The 17,594-nt window shown below is 53.5% G+C and carries 15 protein-coding genes; 7 read left to right on the top strand and 8 right to left on the bottom strand.

Going from position 1 to position 17,594, the window contains the following annotated elements; all coding sequences use genetic code 11:
* The first annotated feature begins 194 nt into the window (after positions 1-194).
* From proV to proX, 3 genes are all read left to right on the top strand, one after another.
* The gene (gene proV, locus ACFOMG_RS13900) at positions 195-1,400 is read left to right on the top strand and encodes a glycine betaine/L-proline ABC transporter ATP-binding protein ProV (RefSeq protein ID WP_376867453.1); all 1,206 of its coding nucleotides are present in this window, start codon (positions 195-197) and stop codon (positions 1,398-1,400) included.
* Positions 1,397-2,359, top strand: coding sequence for an ABC transporter permease subunit (locus ACFOMG_RS13895; RefSeq protein WP_376867451.1), 963 nt, complete (start codon positions 1,397-1,399; stop codon positions 2,357-2,359). Before proV ends, ACFOMG_RS13895 begins: the two co-directional genes overlap by 4 nt.
* A gap of 68 nt (positions 2,360-2,427) precedes the next feature.
* Positions 2,428-3,465, top strand: coding sequence for a glycine betaine/L-proline ABC transporter substrate-binding protein ProX (gene proX, locus ACFOMG_RS13890; protein WP_376867449.1), 1,038 nt, complete (start codon positions 2,428-2,430; stop codon positions 3,463-3,465).
* A 96-nt stretch (positions 3,466-3,561) separates the two neighbouring features.
* On the opposite strand, the gene ACFOMG_RS13885 is transcribed toward proX, so the two are convergent.
* The 3 genes from ACFOMG_RS13885 to ACFOMG_RS13875 all read right to left on the bottom strand — a co-directional run bounded on the left by ACFOMG_RS13885 (position 3,562) and on the right by ACFOMG_RS13875 (position 8,177).
* Entirely contained in the window at positions 3,562-4,866 is a 1,305-nt protein-coding gene (locus tag ACFOMG_RS13885; RefSeq protein ID WP_376867447.1) for a GGDEF domain-containing protein, read from the bottom strand.
* Between the two features lie 482 nt (positions 4,867-5,348).
* Positions 5,349-7,472 (bottom strand): methyl-accepting chemotaxis protein, encoded by a 2,124-nt coding sequence (locus ACFOMG_RS13880; RefSeq protein ID WP_376867445.1) that lies wholly within the window; start codon positions 7,470-7,472, stop codon positions 5,349-5,351.
* A 111-nt stretch (positions 7,473-7,583) separates the two neighbouring features.
* Positions 7,584-8,177 (bottom strand): TetR/AcrR family transcriptional regulator, encoded by a 594-nt coding sequence (locus ACFOMG_RS13875; protein ID WP_376867444.1) that lies wholly within the window; start codon positions 8,175-8,177, stop codon positions 7,584-7,586.
* 176 nt (positions 8,178-8,353) lie between these two features.
* Here ACFOMG_RS13875 and ACFOMG_RS13870 point away from each other — a divergent pair, with 176 nt between their 5' ends.
* Genes ACFOMG_RS13870 through ACFOMG_RS13860 form a run of 3 tightly spaced genes read left to right on the top strand, consistent with a single transcriptional unit; the run spans position 8,354 to position 9,779 of the window.
* On the top strand, positions 8,354-8,989 hold the full coding sequence (locus ACFOMG_RS13870) for an HD domain-containing protein (protein ID WP_376867442.1): 636 nt from the start codon (positions 8,354-8,356) through the stop codon (positions 8,987-8,989).
* Positions 8,986-9,369: a hypothetical protein gene (locus ACFOMG_RS13865; RefSeq protein ID WP_376867440.1), complete on the top strand. Its 384-nt coding sequence runs from the start codon at positions 8,986-8,988 to the stop codon at positions 9,367-9,369. The genes ACFOMG_RS13870 and ACFOMG_RS13865 overlap by 4 nt, the downstream gene beginning before the upstream one ends.
* A 44-nt stretch (positions 9,370-9,413) precedes the next feature.
* On the top strand, positions 9,414-9,779 hold the full coding sequence (locus ACFOMG_RS13860) for a hypothetical protein (RefSeq protein ID WP_376867439.1): 366 nt from the start codon (positions 9,414-9,416) through the stop codon (positions 9,777-9,779).
* Between the two features lies 1 nt (position 9,780).
* Here the strand turns inward: ACFOMG_RS13860 and choX are convergent, their stop codons facing one another.
* Positions 9,781-10,719 (bottom strand): choline ABC transporter substrate-binding protein, encoded by a 939-nt coding sequence (choX, locus tag ACFOMG_RS13855; protein WP_376867438.1) that lies wholly within the window; start codon positions 10,717-10,719, stop codon positions 9,781-9,783.
* Between the two features lie 418 nt (positions 10,720-11,137).
* On the opposite strand from choX, the gene ACFOMG_RS13850 reads away from it, so the two are divergent.
* The gene (locus ACFOMG_RS13850; protein ID WP_376867436.1) at positions 11,138-11,671 is read left to right on the top strand and encodes an REP-associated tyrosine transposase; all 534 of its coding nucleotides are present in this window, start codon (positions 11,138-11,140) and stop codon (positions 11,669-11,671) included.
* Between the two features lie 133 nt (positions 11,672-11,804).
* On the opposite strand, the gene gcvP is transcribed toward ACFOMG_RS13850, so the two are convergent.
* The 4 genes from gcvP to ACFOMG_RS13830 all read right to left on the bottom strand — a co-directional run bounded on the left by gcvP (position 11,805) and on the right by ACFOMG_RS13830 (position 17,553).
* On the bottom strand, positions 11,805-14,744 hold the full coding sequence (gene gcvP, locus ACFOMG_RS13845) for an aminomethyl-transferring glycine dehydrogenase (RefSeq protein ID WP_376867434.1): 2,940 nt from the start codon (positions 14,742-14,744) through the stop codon (positions 11,805-11,807).
* Between the two features lie 87 nt (positions 14,745-14,831).
* Positions 14,832-15,215, bottom strand: a complete 384-nt coding sequence (gene gcvH / locus ACFOMG_RS13840) for a glycine cleavage system protein GcvH (RefSeq protein WP_068658004.1) — start codon at positions 15,213-15,215, stop codon at positions 14,832-14,834.
* Positions 15,216-15,623: 408 nt separating this feature from the next.
* Entirely contained in the window at positions 15,624-16,706 is a 1,083-nt protein-coding gene (gene gcvT / locus ACFOMG_RS13835) for a glycine cleavage system aminomethyltransferase GcvT (protein ID WP_376867432.1), read from the bottom strand.
* A 199-nt stretch (positions 16,707-16,905) separates the two neighbouring features.
* Positions 16,906-17,553 carry a TetR/AcrR family transcriptional regulator gene (locus ACFOMG_RS13830; protein WP_376867431.1) on the bottom strand — a complete coding sequence of 216 codons (648 nt, stop codon included), beginning with the start codon at positions 17,551-17,553 and terminating at the stop codon, positions 16,906-16,908.
* Positions 17,554-17,594: the final 41 nt, after the last annotated feature.

The raw sequence follows: 17,594 nt of genomic DNA, 5'->3' as shown, positions 1-17,594 counted from the left end.
TCCTCATGATAGGGCAGGAGTTGGGTTTGCTGAAGGGTTCCGGCGGATTCTGATTGGCCGCTAAGTCGGTTGGCGAAATCTGGCCGAGTAGTTAAATAGAGGTGTAAATGTTAGAGTACGAAATACTATTGACAAGGCCAGCGACTGATTCAGTGCGCTGAGCGGGCCGCTAAACCAGAACCCGAGAGGGCAAGATGCAGGTAAAACTGTCGGTACAGAACGTTTATAAAATATTCGGTGAACAGCCCCATAAAGCCATGGCTTTGCTGCAACAGGGCCAGGATAAAGATCAGATATTCGCCGCTACCGGGCAAACCGTTGGTGTGCGTGATGCCTCCTTCGATATCTACGAGGGTGAAATATTCGTCATTATGGGGCTGTCCGGCTCCGGCAAATCGACCATGGTTCGCATGCTTAACCGTCTGATTGAACCCACTGCGGGTAAGGTGTTGCTGGGGGACCAGGACATTGCCCGGATGGATGATGAAACCTTACGTCAGATGCGTCTGCACCAGATGTCGATGGTGTTTCAGTCGTTTGCTCTGATGCCACATATGAGTGTGCGCCAGAATGTGGCGTTTGGTCTGGAGCTGGCCGGAGAAGTGGCTGTTGCGGAGATGCAGCAGCGGGCTGATCAGGCGCTGCAGCGGGTGGGCCTGGGGCCGTATGGCGACAGTTACCCGGCTGAGTTGTCCGGTGGTATGCAGCAGCGGGTGGGACTGGCCCGGGCTTTGTGTATTAACCCGGAAGTCCTGCTGATGGATGAGGCTTTCAGTGCGCTGGATCCGCTGATCCGCACCGAGATGCAGGATGAGTTATTACGCTTACAACAGGAAGATAAGCGCACCATTGTGTTTATTTCTCATGATCTGGATGAAGCGGTCAGAATCGGTGACCGCATCGCTATTATGCAGGGTGGTGAAGTGGTGCAGGTTGGTACGCCGGACGACATTATTAACAACCCGGCGAACGATTATGTACGTTCGTTTTTCCGCGGCGTAGACGTGTCATCGGTACTCAGTGCCCGGGATATCGCCCGCAAAATGCAAACCACGCTGATTAAGCGCACGTCTGATACCGGTGTCAGTGCCGGTTTGCAGCTGTTGCGTGACAATGATCGCGAGTTTGGCTATGTCGTCGAGCCGGATAACCGCTTTGTTGGCACGGTTTCGGTGGATTCGCTGAAGCAGGCACAACAGCAGGGTAAACGGATTGAAGAGGCGATATTAGCGGAGATTGAGGTGATCGCAGAGGATGCTCAGATTGGCGATATTATCAGCCAGGTAGCTCATTCTCCTTGCTCTCCGCCGGTGGTCGACAGTCAGCATAAATTTCTTGGTGTCGTCAGCAAAACCCTGTTGCTGGATGCCCTGGATCGTCAGGTGGAGGAGCAGGCATGAGTAATCGCGATAACGCCCCTGCGGCCAACCCCTGGGGCACGGAAGACGCTGCCGGGCTGGATTATCTGGCGGAAAAAGATGCGGCCGATGAACAACGTTTTGATATCACTGAGCCGTTTGATGTGGATGGCGGCATTATTCCGTTAGACCAGACGGTGGACGCGCTGATCGAGGCCGTTGTGCCTGTGCTGCGGCCGGTTTTTCAGGTGGTGGCACAACCGATCTCCTGGCTGCTGAATAGTATCGAAGCGGTATTATTGTGGATTCCTGCCCCCCTGATGATTATTGCGCTGGCGCTGATTGCGCTGAAGCTGGCGAATAAACGTATTGCCACCGGTACGGCCGCAGGATTGTTACTGGTTGGTCTGATTGGTGCTTGGGATCAGGCAATGACAACTCTGTCGCTGGTTATTACCTCGTTATTTTTCTGTATGTTGATCGGTTTGCCGATGGGCATCTGGCTATCGCGCAGCGATCGGGCGTTAAGAATTGTGAGGCCGGTGCTGGATGCGATGCAAACCACCCCGGCATTCGTCTATCTGATCCCGATTGTTATGGTGTTCAGCCCCGGCAAAGTGGCCGGGGTGATCGTCACCATTATTTTTGCCGTACCCCCGATGATCCGGCTGACCAATCTCGGTATTCGTCAGGTGCCGGAAGACCTGATTGAAGCGGCCCGGGCATTTGGCACCAACCCGCGTCAGCTGTTGTTTAAAGTGCAGTTACCGCTGGCCTTGCCGACCATTATGGCCGGTGTGAATCAGACCCTGATGCTGGGTCTGTCGATGGTCGTGATTGCTTCTATGATTGCAGTACCCGGGCTGGGACTGATGGTGTTACAGGGCATTGGCCGTAATGATATCGGTATTGCCACCGTGGGGGGGCTGGGGATTGTGATACTGGCGATTATCCTCGACCGCATCACCCAGCATATCGGCAAAGGGCAGCCATTAAAATAATGGCGGAATCATTCCGCCAGACACAATAATAATGACGAACGTTTAACGATGTTAAAAAGGAGCGAACCATGAAATTTTTTAAAGCCGCAGCGGCGTTGCCATTGCTTGCTACTGCCCTGTGGGGCTGCAGCGAACAGACTGCAGAAAAAACCGCAGAGGCGGCCGGGCAGCCGGCTGCTGCAGCAGCTCAGCCGGGTGACGGTGTGGTCGTGAAAGGTTTTCACAGCCCGATTGCGGAAGAAAAGTTTCAGTCGGTGTTGATTAACCGCGCACTGGCCGAGCTGGGTTATGACGTTCAGCCGTTGCAGGAAGTGGAATACGGTGCCGGTTATTCAGCCATCGCTCAGAATGACATTCAGTGGATGGCCGTCAGCTGGGACCCGCTGCACAATGCGACCTATAAAAACTCCGGCGGTGATGAAAAATTCGTTAAAAAGGGCTACTACATTACCGGTGCGGCGCAAGGCTATCTGATGGATAAAGCCACGGCCGAGAAATATAAAATCGACAGCATCGATGATCTGAAAGATCCGGAAATTGCCAGGCTGTTTGATGTCAGCGGTGACGGTAAAGCGGATCTGACCGGTTGTCAGCCAGGTTGGGGTTGTGAAAAAGTAATCAACCACCAACTGGATGCTTTTGAACTGCGTGATACCGTCAACCATGTACAGGGTTCTTACGCTGCGATTATTTCTGACACGATTACCCGCTACAAAGCCGGTGAGCCGATTCTGTATTACACCTGGACGCCGTATTGGGTATCCGGTGTGCTGGTTCCGGGGCAGGATGTGGTCTGGCTGGAGGTTCCGCGTTCTGAACATCCACAAGGCATTGATACCCGGTTACCGAATGGTAAAAATTATGGTTTCAGTGTGAACAGTGAACGTATTGTTGCTAATCGCAGCTTTGCCGAAGCCAATCCGGCGGCGGCCAAACTGTTCGAGGTGGCGACCCTGGACATTAATGCGGTGTCGGCGCAGAACAAACTGGTCGCCGACGGTGAAAATACCGAAGCGGATATCCAGCGCCATGCCGATAACTGGATTAAAAACAACCAGCAGGCATTTGACAGCTGGTTACAGCAGGCGCGTGCTGCAGCGCAGTAAATCAGCGTTACAGATACAACAAAGCCATTACCCGTTGCCGGGTAATGGCTTTTTTTATGCGTGCTTTTCGCGCTGTTCGGCTAAACGCAGCGATGGTTAACGGCTGGCCAGCTGTACCCGGTTACGGCCACGTTTTTTCGCTTCGTATAAGGCGTCATCTGCGCGTTTGAATAACTGTTCGATGGTTTCTCCGCGGCGTTTCTGTGCCACACCAAAACTCATGGTTACATGTAATGCTGCGCCGTTTTGGGTGTTATTTTTACGCTGTTTTTCACCTTGTTCATTGGAGGCCGGGCGATTCTTTTTATTACGCATAACCAGTGGATAAGCAGCGATACGTTCACGCAGTTCCTCAACAAAATCCTGGCAGCGGACGTCATCGGCGAGGGGAAAAATCAGTGTAAATTCTTCACCGCCATAGCGGTAAGCTTTGCCACGCCCTCCGGCTTTACTTAATTGTCGCGCCACAACCCGTAACACATCATCACCGACATCATGGCCGTAGCTGTCGTTAAATTGTTTAAAGTGATCGACGTCAGCCATTACCAGGCAATAACTGCCGATGCGGTGGCTGAGGTCGTTCATCAGTGCCCGGCGGGCAGGTAATTCGGTCAGTTCGTCTTTAAAGGCCAGGCGATGGTTATTGATCAGCAGAGTGACGAACAATAACGCCATGGCCGTCACGGTAATCAAGACCGATATATACGGCGTGGAAAAGTTATAAAACAATACGCCGTACATCAGGCTGAGTGCCAGCATCGCCAGATCGTTATTCCACGGCGGACGGATTAATAAAGCCGCCAGAAACATGCTCAGACTTAAGGAGATTAGCGGAATTAAACCGAGGTGGCCCTGTTGTAAAAAATGCTGTAAGCCGGGAGGTAAATCGGATTGCCAGCGAATGTCGCTGGCCCATAAATTCTGCAGCGCTGCGAACGGTTCCAGCAGTGCGGGTAACTGATTCAGCAGAGTGGCCTGCAGTAACAATAACAGCGGGTAACTCAGTCCCGCCAGTGACAGCGGCCGGCGGTCGGGTAATAAGCGGATCAATACCAGATTGGCCGGCAACAATACCGAAAACCAATAATACACTTCATAGTGCTGGGCAACCTGGCCGGCGCCGCCGAGGACGTTCTGGATAAAACCATAAGCGGCGGTAAACAGAATTGCCAGATTGGCCAGTCGCCCCTGGTTAAACACCTGGGCCAGGGTAATCAGCACGCCGGCCATCATATAGGGCAGCTGCTGGAACAGCGGCCAGTAGTCTTCGCTCCAGCCAGCCATTACCGGCACACAGAGGAGGGCGAATAATACCGCACTGATCGGCGCAATCGCCGATGAAACCCAAAGCTGCAAAGGATAGAACAAAGTGAAATCACTGACTCTTGTTATTGATTGCATTATTCATACTTAACGATCGTTATGCAAAAGACCGTTGTTGTTAACCTGTATCAGAATTGTTGTGTTATTTATCTGTGAATCGCGTGTGCCTGTCTTCGCTGTCGTTGTCCTGCCGCAGCGGGTTACCGGCCTGCGAGCCAATAAAACCGTGCTCTGCAGGGGAGCTGAACAAAATCCGGACAGTTGTATTTCAGCATGAATGAAATACGTCAGTTAGCGACTGGTAACGGCAATAGTTATGAAATAACGCGCAAAAATGTCTAAGCCTGTCATAGACTCAGATCAACTTTTGGCGCTATTTGTCGTCTTTTTGGTGTTGCTCGGAATAGCGAAAAAACGGCGTTGTCAGTGATCTGGCAACAATTTTTTGTAATTCTCTGTATCTGCTTGTAACGGACAGGCAGCAACGGCTGCGCAGTTGATGTGTTGCCGACACAAAAACGCCCGCATGCAATTGCGGGCGTTTTTTCGTTTATGGTCGCTCAGGTGCGCAGGGCATTGAGTTGCTGGTCGAGTACATCCAGCTGTTTGGTAACGTGATTACTGCTGTTGCTGGCGTCCTGCGCCAGACCCGCCAGTACCTGAGTGGCATCACCGATATTGGTCAGATGGCGCGAGATTTCTTCACTGACCGAACTCTGTTCTTCGGCGGCGGTGGCCACCTGGCTGATATGGTCGGTGATTTCGGTAATTGCCTGTACCACCTCATGTAATGACTGGTGAGCCTGACGGGTGGTTTCCATACTGCTGCTGGCCTGGTTACTGCCATCTTCAATAATCGCTACCGCTTTTTTCACTTCGTCCTGCAGGTTGACGATCATGCCGTCGATTTCTTCGGTGGATTCCTGAGTCTTGGACGCCAGGGTACGTACTTCATCGGCGACCACCGCAAAACCACGACCCTGTTCGCCGGCCCGGGCGGCTTCAATCGCGGCGTTCAGAGCGAGCAGGTTGGTTTGTTCAGCGATGGAGCGAATCACCACCATAATGCGGCTGATATCGTCGGAGCGTGCGGCAACCTGAGTAATGGATTCGCTGGCGGTGTTCATGCTGCTGGATAACTCCAGCACACTGTCGACTGCGGTGGATAAATTATGCTGCGAATCAAGCACGGTACTTTGGATGTTCTGAGCGCGGCCGGAGGCGTCCTGTGCGATCTGGGACACTTCCATCGCAGTGGCCGACATTTCCTGGGTGGCGGTTACCACGTTATCAATTTCGTGTTGCTGGTTGTCGGTATTCTGCCGGGTAGTGGCACTGATCGACTGATTGTTGGCCGATACACTGCGTACCTCACGGCTGACGCCTTTTAATGCCTCGATCATGTCGCGCAGTTTCAGTACAAACAGATTAAAGCCACGGCTCAGTTCGATCAGCTCGGCGTGGGTATCCAGTTCGATGCTCTGGGTCAGATCGCCGTCACTGCTGGCCAGCTGCTGGACCTGCTGATTCAGGCGCTGTAACGGTGTTACCAGACTGCGCACCAGAATCCCGATCACCACAAACGCCAGCGCCGATAACACCACGGCGGTGATCAGCTGGGTGCTGAGCAGCTGATTTTTTTCGTCGTTAATCAGTTGTTTCATTTCAGCCAGCTGGGCCAGGGCTACGTTTTCCGGGATTTCAATCAGCAGTGACCATTGGCTGCCCGCCAGCGGAATATTGAGGGGGGCTGCGACAAAAATCCGGCCATCGGTGCGTAACGCGCCGTCCCCCTGATGCAGGGTTTTAAGTTGCTCCCCCAGTTTGGGCATGGCTTCGGTCAGTGGCCGGGTCAGGGAATCGTTGTAATGGCTGGAAGCTGCCACAAATCCCATGGCGGATAACAGAGTCACTTTGGCCTGGCCGTCGTACAGCGAGGCGCTCAGTTCTTCCACCAGTTTCTGAAACAGCGGCAGATTGACGTCGGTACCGACCAGGCCACGAAAGGTACCGCGGATCATGACCGGCACCGTAAGGCTGGTCATCAGTTCGCTGTAACCTTCGCGGATTTCATACAGATACGGTTCCATAATGCAGGGTTTGCCACTGTCTTTGGCGCACAGGTACCACTCAGCTTCGCGGATACCAAACTCGTTACGGGTGGCGACGTATTTTTCGCTGGCGTCTTCGACCTGTTCCTGGCTCAGGCTGCCGTCCGGGTTTCGTACCCAATAAATTTCCAGTGAACCGCTGCTGTCGACGGAATGAATCAAGCCGGAGCCGACGTAACTGGCATCGCCGTCATCGTAACCGTCGGGCTCGAACTGGGCGTACATCGAGCTGACATCTTTATTGGCCCGTAACGCATCGCCCACCAGATGGCTGACCTGTTCACGGGTCAGTGGCACGTTGGTCTGGGTGCTGTCGGCAATCACGCCGGCCAGGGTTTGGGGAATGCGGTAACTGGCGTTGATGTAGCCGGCCATTTGTTCGCTGTAGGCACTGGCGGCGGAGCGGGCGTGACGGATGGCGGCCTGGGATAAATTCTGTTCTGCACTGGTGGCTACCTGTTCGCTCAGGGCTGCAATGCCCTGGCTGGTTTGCCAGGTGAGGGTCAGTGCCAGAAAGACAACGATCGACAGGGTTAACACAAACAGTTTGGTTTTAACGGACAGCGTTTTCATGATCAGGGCCTGATGAGTTTGTAATGCACTGCTTTCAGGTTAGTCGCTTTCTGTAAATGTGCTGTTGAATTGTTCGAGATGGACGGAAGCATGCATCGGTTGGAAACTCCCTCAGTGTATTAATCCTAATGCCTGTTTTAACCAGCGTGCGGCATATCCCTGAGCCGATCCCGGGGCGGTGGTCGCCAGCTGGTAGGCACCTTCGATACTGGCGATGGCAAAGGTGGCGGCTTCACTGGCCTGGCCGGCACTGATGGTTTCTCCGCGTTGCTGCGCCAGCTGCTGTAACAGCTGGCATAGCAGAGCCTGCTGCTGATCGATGATGCGGCGATACAGCTGGCGTACCTCTGTTAAGCGTACCGCTTCAGCCCCGATCATTACCCAGCTGGCGACTGCCTGGGGATCACTGCCTTCGCCGAGAGCCAGTGCGGCATCGATCCAGGCGCACAGCGTGGCCCGGGCATCGGCATTAGCCGGCAGTCGCTGCTGAAACCTCTGTTGTGCCTGCTGGCTGAGCTGCTCGGTCAGCGCCAGCAGGATGTCCTGTTTGGTTTTGAAGTGGTAGTGGATCAGTCCCGGCGATAATCCGGCGGCTTTGGCGATGCTCTGAATCGAGGCTTTTTCGTAACCTTTGTCCGCCATTGCAGTCATCAGCCCCTGGACGATTTGCCGGCGGCGCTGTTCGGTGTTGGACGGTCTTGGCATAAGGATGTTCCTGGCGGAGGTTATAATTTGGTTATTCAACCAAAATACTTGACGGCGGGAAAGAGGTTGCTCTATCTTGATTATAAGTTGGTTAACCAACCAATTTAAATGAGCGCTGGCTTATCGCTACCCGGATGGTTCGCCAGCAGGCCGGACAGAACAGCAGGAGAATACCGATGAAACATATGAATCAGGCCAACCCGTTAGCCGCTCAATGGCAGCAGATGGCAGGTCAGTGGGACGCCGACCAAGCGGATATCGAAGCGGTATTCCGCCTGTTGCTGACGACCTATAGCGACGTCAATCGCCATTACCACGGTATTGGCCATATTGAACAGATGTTGCAGCAGTTTGAGGTTCATCAGAGTGCGGTGTCACAACTGGACAGCTTTTATTTTGCCATCTGGTTTCATGATTTTATCCAGCAACACAGCGTTGATAACGAACAGCTGAGTGCAGAGCTGGCGGCTGAATACCTGCAACGTTTGTTGGTGCCGCAAGCCATTATCCGGCGTTGTCAGCAACTGATTCTGGCCACCCGGGAGCACCACTATGTTGACGATAGTGACGTCCAGCTGTTTATCGATATCGACTTGTCGATTCTGGCGTCTGAGCGCGCCGCTTACCGCAGTTATGCCTATCGTTGCCGCAAGGAATATTTTTTACCCCAGCCGGTGTATCGCTTTGGCCGGCGGCGTTTTCTTAAACAACTGTTAGCGCGGCGTTTTATTTTTGCCAGTGACGTGTTCCGCCATCAGGCCGAAGCCCGGGCACGCGCCAATATTCAGTGGGAACTGGAGTGCTGGTTATGACGTTCCGGTCGTTTTTTACCGTCTGCCGGCAGTGGTTACAGCAGCGTTCAGTGACACCCCGTCCGCCGCGGGAATGGCGATTTCAGGCCGCCGACGGGTACGCCTGGTTAACCTGTGGCGAACAGTGTTGCTGGAAAATTCGCCTTGCCGATGTACGGGCTGTGGCCATCATCACCACCGATCAGGGACCCTGGCAGGATGACCTGTTCTGGCGCTTTACGGTGGCAGAACGCAGCGTTGAAGTACCCGCCAGTGTGACAGGTTATGACATGTTACCGGCGTTGCTGAATGAGCATTTTCCCGACAGTGATATGAGCCAGCTGGTGGTTGCAATGGGGAGCACGGAGAATGCCTGTTTTCCACTCTGGGCGGCGGATTAAAAGCTGTTACTATCGCAGCCAGATCGGTGAATCAGGAAACCATCATGACATTGTTTATCCGTTTATTGGCATCAGGTTGTGCGCTGCTGGGGCTATTCTGCTTCACACTGGTTGGCGTGGGGTTGCTGGCGGGCAGCGTCAGCTGGTTGCCGCTGCTGGCCGGATTGTGTCTGGCGCTGATCGTGGCTGCGCTGCTGCACCGGGGTGGCAAATGGCTGCAGTGGCCGGGTTATCTGGCGGCATTGACCTTGCTGGTGTTGTTTGTGCTGCTGTTGCAGGCGCCGCTGGCACTGGCACCGGCGTCACACGATGCCTTTGGCGGCCTGGTTGTGTCGTCGGCGGGTATACTGCTGGCGGGCCTGGCACTGTGGGGAATTTACCAGGCCGGGCGCCGCTCAGAAAAAAATTAACTCAGTTGGCAAAGGTCAGCTTCATCTGTGCCGCCAGCTCAGTGGCATTAACAGCCTCCCCCTGTTGATTGGTGACTCCCTGCAGCCATTGGCTGACAACCTCAGGATTGCGGAACATCCAGTCGCGTACCGCGCGGTCGCCGGGAATAAATTCACTCAGCATCATATGCATCACTTCACCTTCCATGCTGAGGGAAAACTTCAGGTTATCCAGCAATCTGGCCACGTTCGGGCAATCGCGACGGAAGTCGGCCCTGGTGTTGGTGTAAACGGTGGAACCGCCTAAATCCGGACCAAAATATTTATCGCCGCCGTCGAGGTAACGGATATCGTGGTTTTCATTCATCGGGTGGGGGGCCCAGGCCAGAAATGCAATCCACTCGCCATCGCGGATATGGCGTTTTACCTGATACAACATCAACCGCTCCGGCAACTCAACCAGCGAAAAGTTACCCAGCGCAAAATCGTTTTTGGCAATCATATCCAGCAGCAGCGCGTTGCCGTCGTTGCCTTTTTCGATGCCGTACAGCTTGTGCTGAAACTTGTCTTTAAAACGGGCAATATCGGCAAACGACTGTACACCGGCGTCGTAGACATAAGACGGCACCGCCAGAGTGTATTTAGCACCGCTGAGGTTGGCGCCTAACACTTCAACACTTTTATTCTGGCGGTAAGGCTGAATAATCGGCTCCATGGTCGGCATCCAGTTACCGAGGAACACATCCAGCTCACCTTTGCTGAGCTTGTCATACACCTGTGGCACCGACAATTCAGTGCTGTTGACCTGATAACCCAGGTACTCCAGCAGGGTTGTGGCCGTGGCCGTGGTGGCCTGTACATCGGTCCAGCCAACCATACCAAAGTTAACCTGTTTACACTCGTTTGCCAGTGAGCTGACTGGCAGCAGCAAGGTTATTAGCAGAATCAGTTTCTTCATCATGTTGCTTCGCCGGGGGTTAAAAATCAGCGCGCGATTCTACCAATTGAATGATCATTCAAAACAGGGCAAAGAGCACAAATCCGAAGAAAGTGGCTGTCTTTCAGACAAAAGGTGTTGAGCGGTGCTGAAGAGAGGTTGCTGCAGCTGTATTCCCACGCGGAGCGCGGGAATGAGAAATTTTCTATCTGGCTCCCACGCTCTGCGTGGTAGCCTTGGCTGACTTGAGCAGTTACATTCCCACGCGGAGCGCGGGAACGAGAAGATAAGGAACTTACTTCTGCCTCCCACGCGCTACACCTGCCTCCCACGCGCTACACCTGGCTCCCACGCTCTGCGTGGTAGTCTTTGGTGGCGTAGAGTATCCTCACACGGAGCATAGGAATGAAGATTAGAACTTATCGGAAACAGGGAGTGTTTCATGGGGCGCAGTCGTTACAAATTTATTTATCCCGATCAACCGCATTTTATGACCCTGACGGTGCTGGGATGGTTACCTGTTTTTACTCGTCCTGAATCTGTAGAAATTCTGCTGCAATCATTTCGCTTTTTGATGAGTGAAGGCCTGCGAATCCACGCTTGGGTGATTCTCGAAAACCACATGCATCTGGTTGCCCAAAGTCAGCAGCTTGATAAAGACATTGCGCGGTTTAAATCTTTCACTGCCCGTCAGCTGTTGGATTATTTACATCAGAAAAAAGCCACGACCTTATTAGGCCAACTAGAGCAATTAAAACTGGCCCATAAAACCGACCGTCAATGGCAGTTCTGGCAGGAAGGTGTTCACCCTGAATGGATCAGCAGTTCTGAGATGATGAGGCAAAAGATTGAGTATGTTCATCAGAACCCGGTCAAGCGAGGTTATGTTGATTACCCTGAACATTGGTGTTATTCCAGTGCCAGAGACTACGCGGGTATTGAAGGATTGCTTGCGGTGGATAAAAGTTGGTGGTGAGTTTTTGTTGGCGCTGTTGCATTCCCACGCAGAGCGTGGGAACGAGAAATTTTCTATCTGGCTCCCACGCTCTGCGTGGTAGCCTTGGCTGACTTGAGCAGTTGCGTTCCCACGCGGAGCGTGGGAACGAGGATCAGTCCTCGTAATTCTCAATCGCCGGACAAGAACAAATCAGGTTACGGTCACCGTACACATCATCAATACGGCCAACGCTTGGCCAGAACTTATGAGCGCCCAGGTCTTTAACCGGATAAGCCGCCAGTTCACGCGAGTAAGGACGTTCCCAATCACCGGTAACCACTTCAGCGGTGTGTGGAGCGTTTTTCAGCGGGTTGTTTTCCGCGTCTAACTCGCCACGTTGCACCGCATCAATTTCGCCTTTAATGGCAATCATGGCGTCAGCGAAACGATCGATCTCAGCCTGAGACTCAGACTCAGTCGGCTCAATCATGAAGGTGCCCGCAACCGGGAACGACATGGTTGGCGCGTGGAAACCGTAGTCCATCAGACGCTTAGCGATATCCACTTCGGTGATACCGGTTTCGGCTTTGATCGGACGCAGGTCAACGATACATTCGTGCGCCACACGGCCGTTCTGACCGGAGTACAGAATCGGGTAATGCGTGCTCAGACGCTTCGCCAGGTAGTTGGCTTTCAGCAGTGCAGTTTGCGTCGCTTTACGCAGGCCGTTGCCGCCCATCAGAGTGATGTACATCCAGCTGATGTTGAGGATCGAGGCTGAGCCGTAAGGCGCTGCGGATACCGCACCGTTACCTTTGGATTCGTTATCGATCGGGCGTACCGCGTGGTTTGCCACAAACGGTGCCAGGTGGGCTGCCACACCAATCGGACCCATACCCGGGCCACCGCCACCGTGTGGGATAGCGAAGGTTTTGTGCAGGTTCATGTGGGTTACGTCAGCACCGATATGACCCGGCGAGGTAATGCCTACCTGGGCGTTCAGGTTGGCGCCGTCCATGTATACCTGGCCGCCGTGTTCATGAATCAGGTCGCAGATTTCACGTACGCCTTGTTCATAAATACCGTGAGTCGATGGGTAGGTCAGCATTAAGCAAGACAGCTGATCGCTCAGCTCTTCGGCTTTGGCTTTCAGGTCAGCGAAATCGACGTTGCCGTGTTCATCACAGTCAGTAACCACTACGCGCATAGACGCCATTTGTGCCGATGCCGGGTTGGTACCGTGGGCAGAGCGAGGAATCAGACACACGTTACGATGCCCTTCGCCACGGCTCTCATGGTATTTCTTAATCGCTAACAAACCAGCGTATTCGCCCTGAGCACCGGAGTTCGGCTGCATACAAATCGCCGGGAAGCCGGTCGCTTGTTTCAGGTAGTCGTCCAGTTCGGCAATCATTTGCTCGTAACCTTCGGTCTGAGACTGAGGGGCAAACGGGTGGATGTTGCTGAATTCAGGCCAGGTCACCGGAATCATTTCGGTGGTGGCGTTCAGTTTCATGGTACAGGACCCCAGCGTGATCATGCTGTGGTTCATCGCCAGATCTTTCGCCTCCAGACGCTTCATATAACGCAGCATCTCATGTTCAGTGTGATGGCTGTTGAAGGTCGGGTGGGTCAGGAATTCGGTATTACGGGTCACGTTTTCGGCGATGCTGGTACTGCCGTTGGCAACGATATCAGCGTCGAGTGCGTAAACGTCCAGGCCATGATCCGAACCTAAAATAACGTCGAACAATTCCGCAACGTCCGCCGCTGAGGTTTTTTCACTCAGGGTCACACCCAGAGTGTCAGCATCGATACGCAGATTGATTTCAGCCGCTTCCGCGCGAGCCAGAACCGCATCACGGTCAGCCACTTTAACGGTTAAGGTGTCGAACCACTGGTTGTTGGTGATTTCCACGCCTTTGGACTGACCCTGAGGTGAAGAGAGACCTGCCGCCAGAATATCGGTCAGGCGGTGGATACGGCCAGCGATGGTTTGCAGGCCTTTCGGACCGTGATAAACCGCGTAGAACGCCGACAAGTTGGCCAGCAGCACCTGAGCAGTACAGATGTTGGAGTTGGCTTTCTCACGACGGATGTGTTGTTCGCGGGTCTGCAGCGCCATACGCAGTGCCGGCTTGCCCTGAGCATCGATGGAAACACCGATAATACGGCCAGGAATCGAACGCTTGAAGGCATCACGCGTTGCGAAGAAGGCGGCGTGCGGGCCACCGAAACCCATTGGCACACCAAAGTGCTGAGCGTTACCCAGTACGATGTCGGCGCCCATTTCGCCCGGCGCTTTCAGCATCACCAGCGCCATCAGGTCGGAAGCAACGGCGGCCATGGCGTTGTTTTCGTGCAGTGCCGCAATGACGTCGCTGAAGTCGCTTACTTCGCCGTTTTTGCCCGGATACTGGAACAGTGCACCAAAGACATCGGCGTTAGCCGCATCGGCTGCCGGGCCTACCTGAACTTCCCAGCCAAACGCTTCGGCACGGGTTTTCACCACGTCGATGGTTTGTGGCAGGCAGTTTTCATCCAGATAGAAGGTGTTGGATTTGTTCTTACGTACGGAACGCTTGATCATCGCCATGGCTTCCGCCGCGGCAGTACCTTCGTCCAGCAGGGAGGCGTTAGCCAGTTCCATACCGGTGAAATCGATCACCATTTGCTGGAAGTTCAGCAGAGATTCCAGACGACCCTGGGCGATTTCCGGTTGGTATGGCGTGTACGCGGTGTACCAGCCCGGGTTTTCCATCACATTACGCAGGATCACCGGTGGAATAATGGTGTCGTGGTAACCCATGCCGATGTAGCTTTTAAACACCTTGTTTTTGGCCGCCAGCGACTTGAGGTAATTCAGCGCTTCAAACTCGGTGCGGCTGTCGGCGATCTCCAGGAACGGCTCCTGCAGAATATCCGCCGGTACAATTTCAGCCGTCAGGGCTTCGAGGGATTCCGCACCAATGCTCTGCAGCATGGCGTTTTCTTCGCTGTTATCAACACCTGCGCCGTTGGAGCCGATATGACGGCCAACAAAGTTATCGCGCTGTTCCAAGTCTTTTAAGGTGTGAGTTTTTAAAGACTGTTGAGTGATGGAAGTGCTCATGATTTGCTCGTCGTGTTTGAACAAAGGAAAAAAGAAAAGCCCCGGATAAATTAATATCGAGGCTTTTGAGTTTGCTGTAACAGGCGCTTAGTTGCACTCAGCTTCATACTGATCAGCGGTCAGCAGGCCATCGTAGTCGCCTTCGTTGGCTGGCTTGATCTTGAAGAACCAGGCTTCGCCGTATGGGTCTTCGTTGACTTTTTCCGGAGCGTCTACCAGATCTTCGTTGATCGCTACGATTTCACCAGAAATGGGTGCGTAGATGTCGGAAGCGGCTTTAACCGATTCAACAACAGCGATGTCGTCGTCAGCAGCGACTTCAGTGCCAACTTCTGGCAGCTCAACGAATACTACGTCGCCCAGTTGTTCTTGTGCGAAGTCGGTAACACCAACAGTGATGGTGCCGTCTTCTTCTTTACGCAGCCACTCGTGGGATGCAACGTATTTTAATTCTGTTGGGATATTGCTCATCAGTATTCTCCGTACGGTCTGACGCTTTTTTAACTTATGGGCTTAGTCAGTCAGATTGCTCTTCAACCGCCGCATCGAAGCCACATCCCTGTGATCACGATGCTAACGCGACATGCGCATTCAGTACTTCCATGTACTTCACCCTTTCGGGCAGCTGCGCTGTGCAAAAATGCCTTCCTGCATTTTTGTGTCGCTTGCTCTGAAGAGCAATCCGACTGGCTAAGCCGGATAATCTGCTAAACCGAATAATTTTAAAATTGCCCGGTCGAATTCCGGTGGTTTGAACGTCGTGTTTTATTCAAAGCAGCAACCGGATGTTGCGCTAGCTCGGCAGGGCCATGGACGGCCCTTCGGAGCGGCGGCTGAATAAAATACGTCGGTTAAACCACCGTATAAATTAGTTTAGGTTTATTCAAAAACCTTCTTACCGTTACGTACAAACGGTAATTTCACAACGCGGGCAGGAATCAACTTGCCACGCATTTCAATTTCACAGCTGTCGCCGGTACCCTTAGGTACACGCGCCATCGCAATCGAGTGCTGCAGAGTGGGTGAGAAGGTGCCTGACGTCACTTCTCCTTCACCGACGCCATCAACCACCACTTTCTGGTGAGAGCGCATCACACCACGGGTTTCCAGTACCAGGCCAACCAGTTTAGGAATGTCGCCTTTGGCTTTTTCAGCTTCCAGTGCCGCACGACCAATAAAGTCACGCTCGGCCGGTTCCCAGGCAATGGTCCAGCCCATGCCAGCCTGCAATGGGCTGATGGTCTCATCCATATCGTTGCCATACAGGTTCATGCCGGCTTCCAGGCGTAAGGTATCACGTGCGCCCAGACCCGCAGGCTGCACACCGGCATCAACCAGTGCTTGCCAGAAATCGGCAATGTCGGCTTCCGGAATCATGATTTCCAGGCCGTCTTCACCGGTGTAACCAGTGCGGGCAAAGAACCAGTCGCTTTGTGGCAGGCCCTGAAATACGTTCAGGTTGCCAACCAGCTCAGCGGATTCTGGTTTCACTTGTTGTACTTTGGTGATGGCATTTGGCCCCTGAACGGCAATCATGCCCAGCTCCGGACGTTCGGTCAGCGAGATTTCAAAACCTTTGCTCTGGCGTGCCATCCATTCCAGGTCTTTGTCGCGGGTGGCGCAGTTGACGACGGTGCGGTACCAGCCTTCCATGTTGTAAACGATCAGGTCGTCGATGACGCCACCATCTTCGTTCAGCATGCCGGTGTACAGGGCTTTGCCTTTAGTCTTCAGCTTATCGACGTCGTTGGCTAACAGCCGTTGCAGGTAGGCTTTGGCGTCACTGCCTTTTACATCAACGATGGTCATGTGGGAAACATCGAACATGCCCACATCTTCACGCACGGCGTTGTGTTCCTGAATCTGGGAGCCGTAATGAATCGGCATATCCCAGCCGCCGAAATCGACGATCTTACCGTTGGCTTCCAGGTGTTTATTATAAAGGGCGGTTTGTTTAGCCATATTTCCTGTATTCCTGCCTGCATGTGGCAGCCACTTAACGGGCGGCCGGACAATAAAAAGGGCGGGCAGTATAGCGCTTCATCCGCGGTTAATCACCCCCGTTCGTTTAAAAGTTGCACGATGGTACATAAATGGGTGTGAGGTCAGCCGGACCAGTCGTGGTGCGGCCTGGCTGGCGCCTAATGGCCACGGAAGTTGGTTAGATGGTCAGGTTTTCTGCCGGATTACGGCTGATAGAACGTACGGTCATACGTATCTGACCGTCGAGTAAGTCATCAAAAGCAATCGGTAATTGCTGACGCGCATAAAAGCCATCGATGGTCAACGAAGCAAAGCCATGAATACCCGACCAGCAACCGTTGGCTAACATCTGGGCGCAGCCATCAATAAATTCACCGGCTGCAATTCCCTGTTCAACCAGATTCATCAGGACTCCAAAGGAACGCATGCCGGCATTGATCAGCTCCGGGTAGCTGGCGCGTTGTTCAATGCTGGGACCAAACACCAGTTTGTAACGTTCGGGGTTGTTGATGGCGTAACGCAGATAGGCTTTGCCACAGCGGAAAACGTTTTCCCGGGCACTGCAGTCCGGATCGAGCGGTGCGGTGGTGGCGGCGGTCATTTCGGCAAAGGTTTGTTTGGCGATTTCGACCAGCAGATGATTTTTATCCTGAAAGTGACGATAAGGCGCGGTTTGTGAAACGCCAACTTTACGTGCCAGGCCACGCAGGCTGAGTTTTTCCACCCCGCCTTCACGAATCAGTTCCACAGCCGCTTGTAATAAGGCTTCCCGCAGATTGCCGTGGTGATACTGGCTGTGATGTTTGGCTTCAGAAGGCGCGCTCATGGGGGGTCCCGTCGGATAGTTACCCTGTCATTCAACCCAAG

This window comes from Bacterioplanoides pacificum, assembly GCF_042648445.1.
In the GTDB taxonomy this organism is placed as follows: Bacteria; Pseudomonadota; Gammaproteobacteria; order Pseudomonadales; family Oceanobacteraceae; genus Bacterioplanoides; species Bacterioplanoides pacificum.
This window is presented reverse-complemented; position numbering and strand designations above follow the sequence as displayed.

Excerpts from the sequence above, each read along its gene's own strand:
- ACFOMG_RS13865 (WP_376867440.1), top strand. The coding sequence starts at position 8,986 with ATGACGTTCCGGTCGTTTTTTACCGTCTGCCGGCAGTGGTTACAGCAG.
- gcvH (WP_068658004.1), bottom strand. The coding sequence starts at position 15,215 with ATGAGCAATATCCCAACAGAATTAAAATACGTTGCATCCCACGAGTGG.
- proX (WP_376867449.1), top strand. The coding sequence starts at position 2,428 with ATGAAATTTTTTAAAGCCGCAGCGGCGTTGCCATTGCTTGCTACTGCC.
- ACFOMG_RS13860 (WP_376867439.1), top strand. The coding sequence starts at position 9,414 with ATGACATTGTTTATCCGTTTATTGGCATCAGGTTGTGCGCTGCTGGGG.
- ACFOMG_RS13875 (WP_376867444.1), bottom strand. The coding sequence starts at position 8,177 with ATGCCAAGACCGTCCAACACCGAACAGCGCCGCCGGCAAATCGTCCAG.
- ACFOMG_RS13850 (WP_376867436.1), top strand. The coding sequence starts at position 11,138 with ATGGGGCGCAGTCGTTACAAATTTATTTATCCCGATCAACCGCATTTT.
- ACFOMG_RS13880 (WP_376867445.1), bottom strand. The coding sequence starts at position 7,472 with ATGAAAACGCTGTCCGTTAAAACCAAACTGTTTGTGTTAACCCTGTCG.
- ACFOMG_RS13895 (WP_376867451.1), top strand. The coding sequence starts at position 1,397 with ATGAGTAATCGCGATAACGCCCCTGCGGCCAACCCCTGGGGCACGGAA.
- ACFOMG_RS13885 (WP_376867447.1), bottom strand. The coding sequence starts at position 4,866 with ATGCAATCAATAACAAGAGTCAGTGATTTCACTTTGTTCTATCCTTTG.
- proV (WP_376867453.1), top strand. The coding sequence starts at position 195 with ATGCAGGTAAAACTGTCGGTACAGAACGTTTATAAAATATTCGGTGAA.
- choX (WP_376867438.1), bottom strand. The coding sequence starts at position 10,719 with ATGATGAAGAAACTGATTCTGCTAATAACCTTGCTGCTGCCAGTCAGC.
- gcvP (WP_376867434.1), bottom strand. The coding sequence starts at position 14,744 with ATGAGCACTTCCATCACTCAACAGTCTTTAAAAACTCACACCTTAAAA.
- ACFOMG_RS13870 (WP_376867442.1), top strand. The coding sequence starts at position 8,354 with ATGAAACATATGAATCAGGCCAACCCGTTAGCCGCTCAATGGCAGCAG.
- ACFOMG_RS13830 (WP_376867431.1), bottom strand. The coding sequence starts at position 17,553 with ATGAGCGCGCCTTCTGAAGCCAAACATCACAGCCAGTATCACCACGGC.
- gcvT (WP_376867432.1), bottom strand. The coding sequence starts at position 16,706 with ATGGCTAAACAAACCGCCCTTTATAATAAACACCTGGAAGCCAACGGT.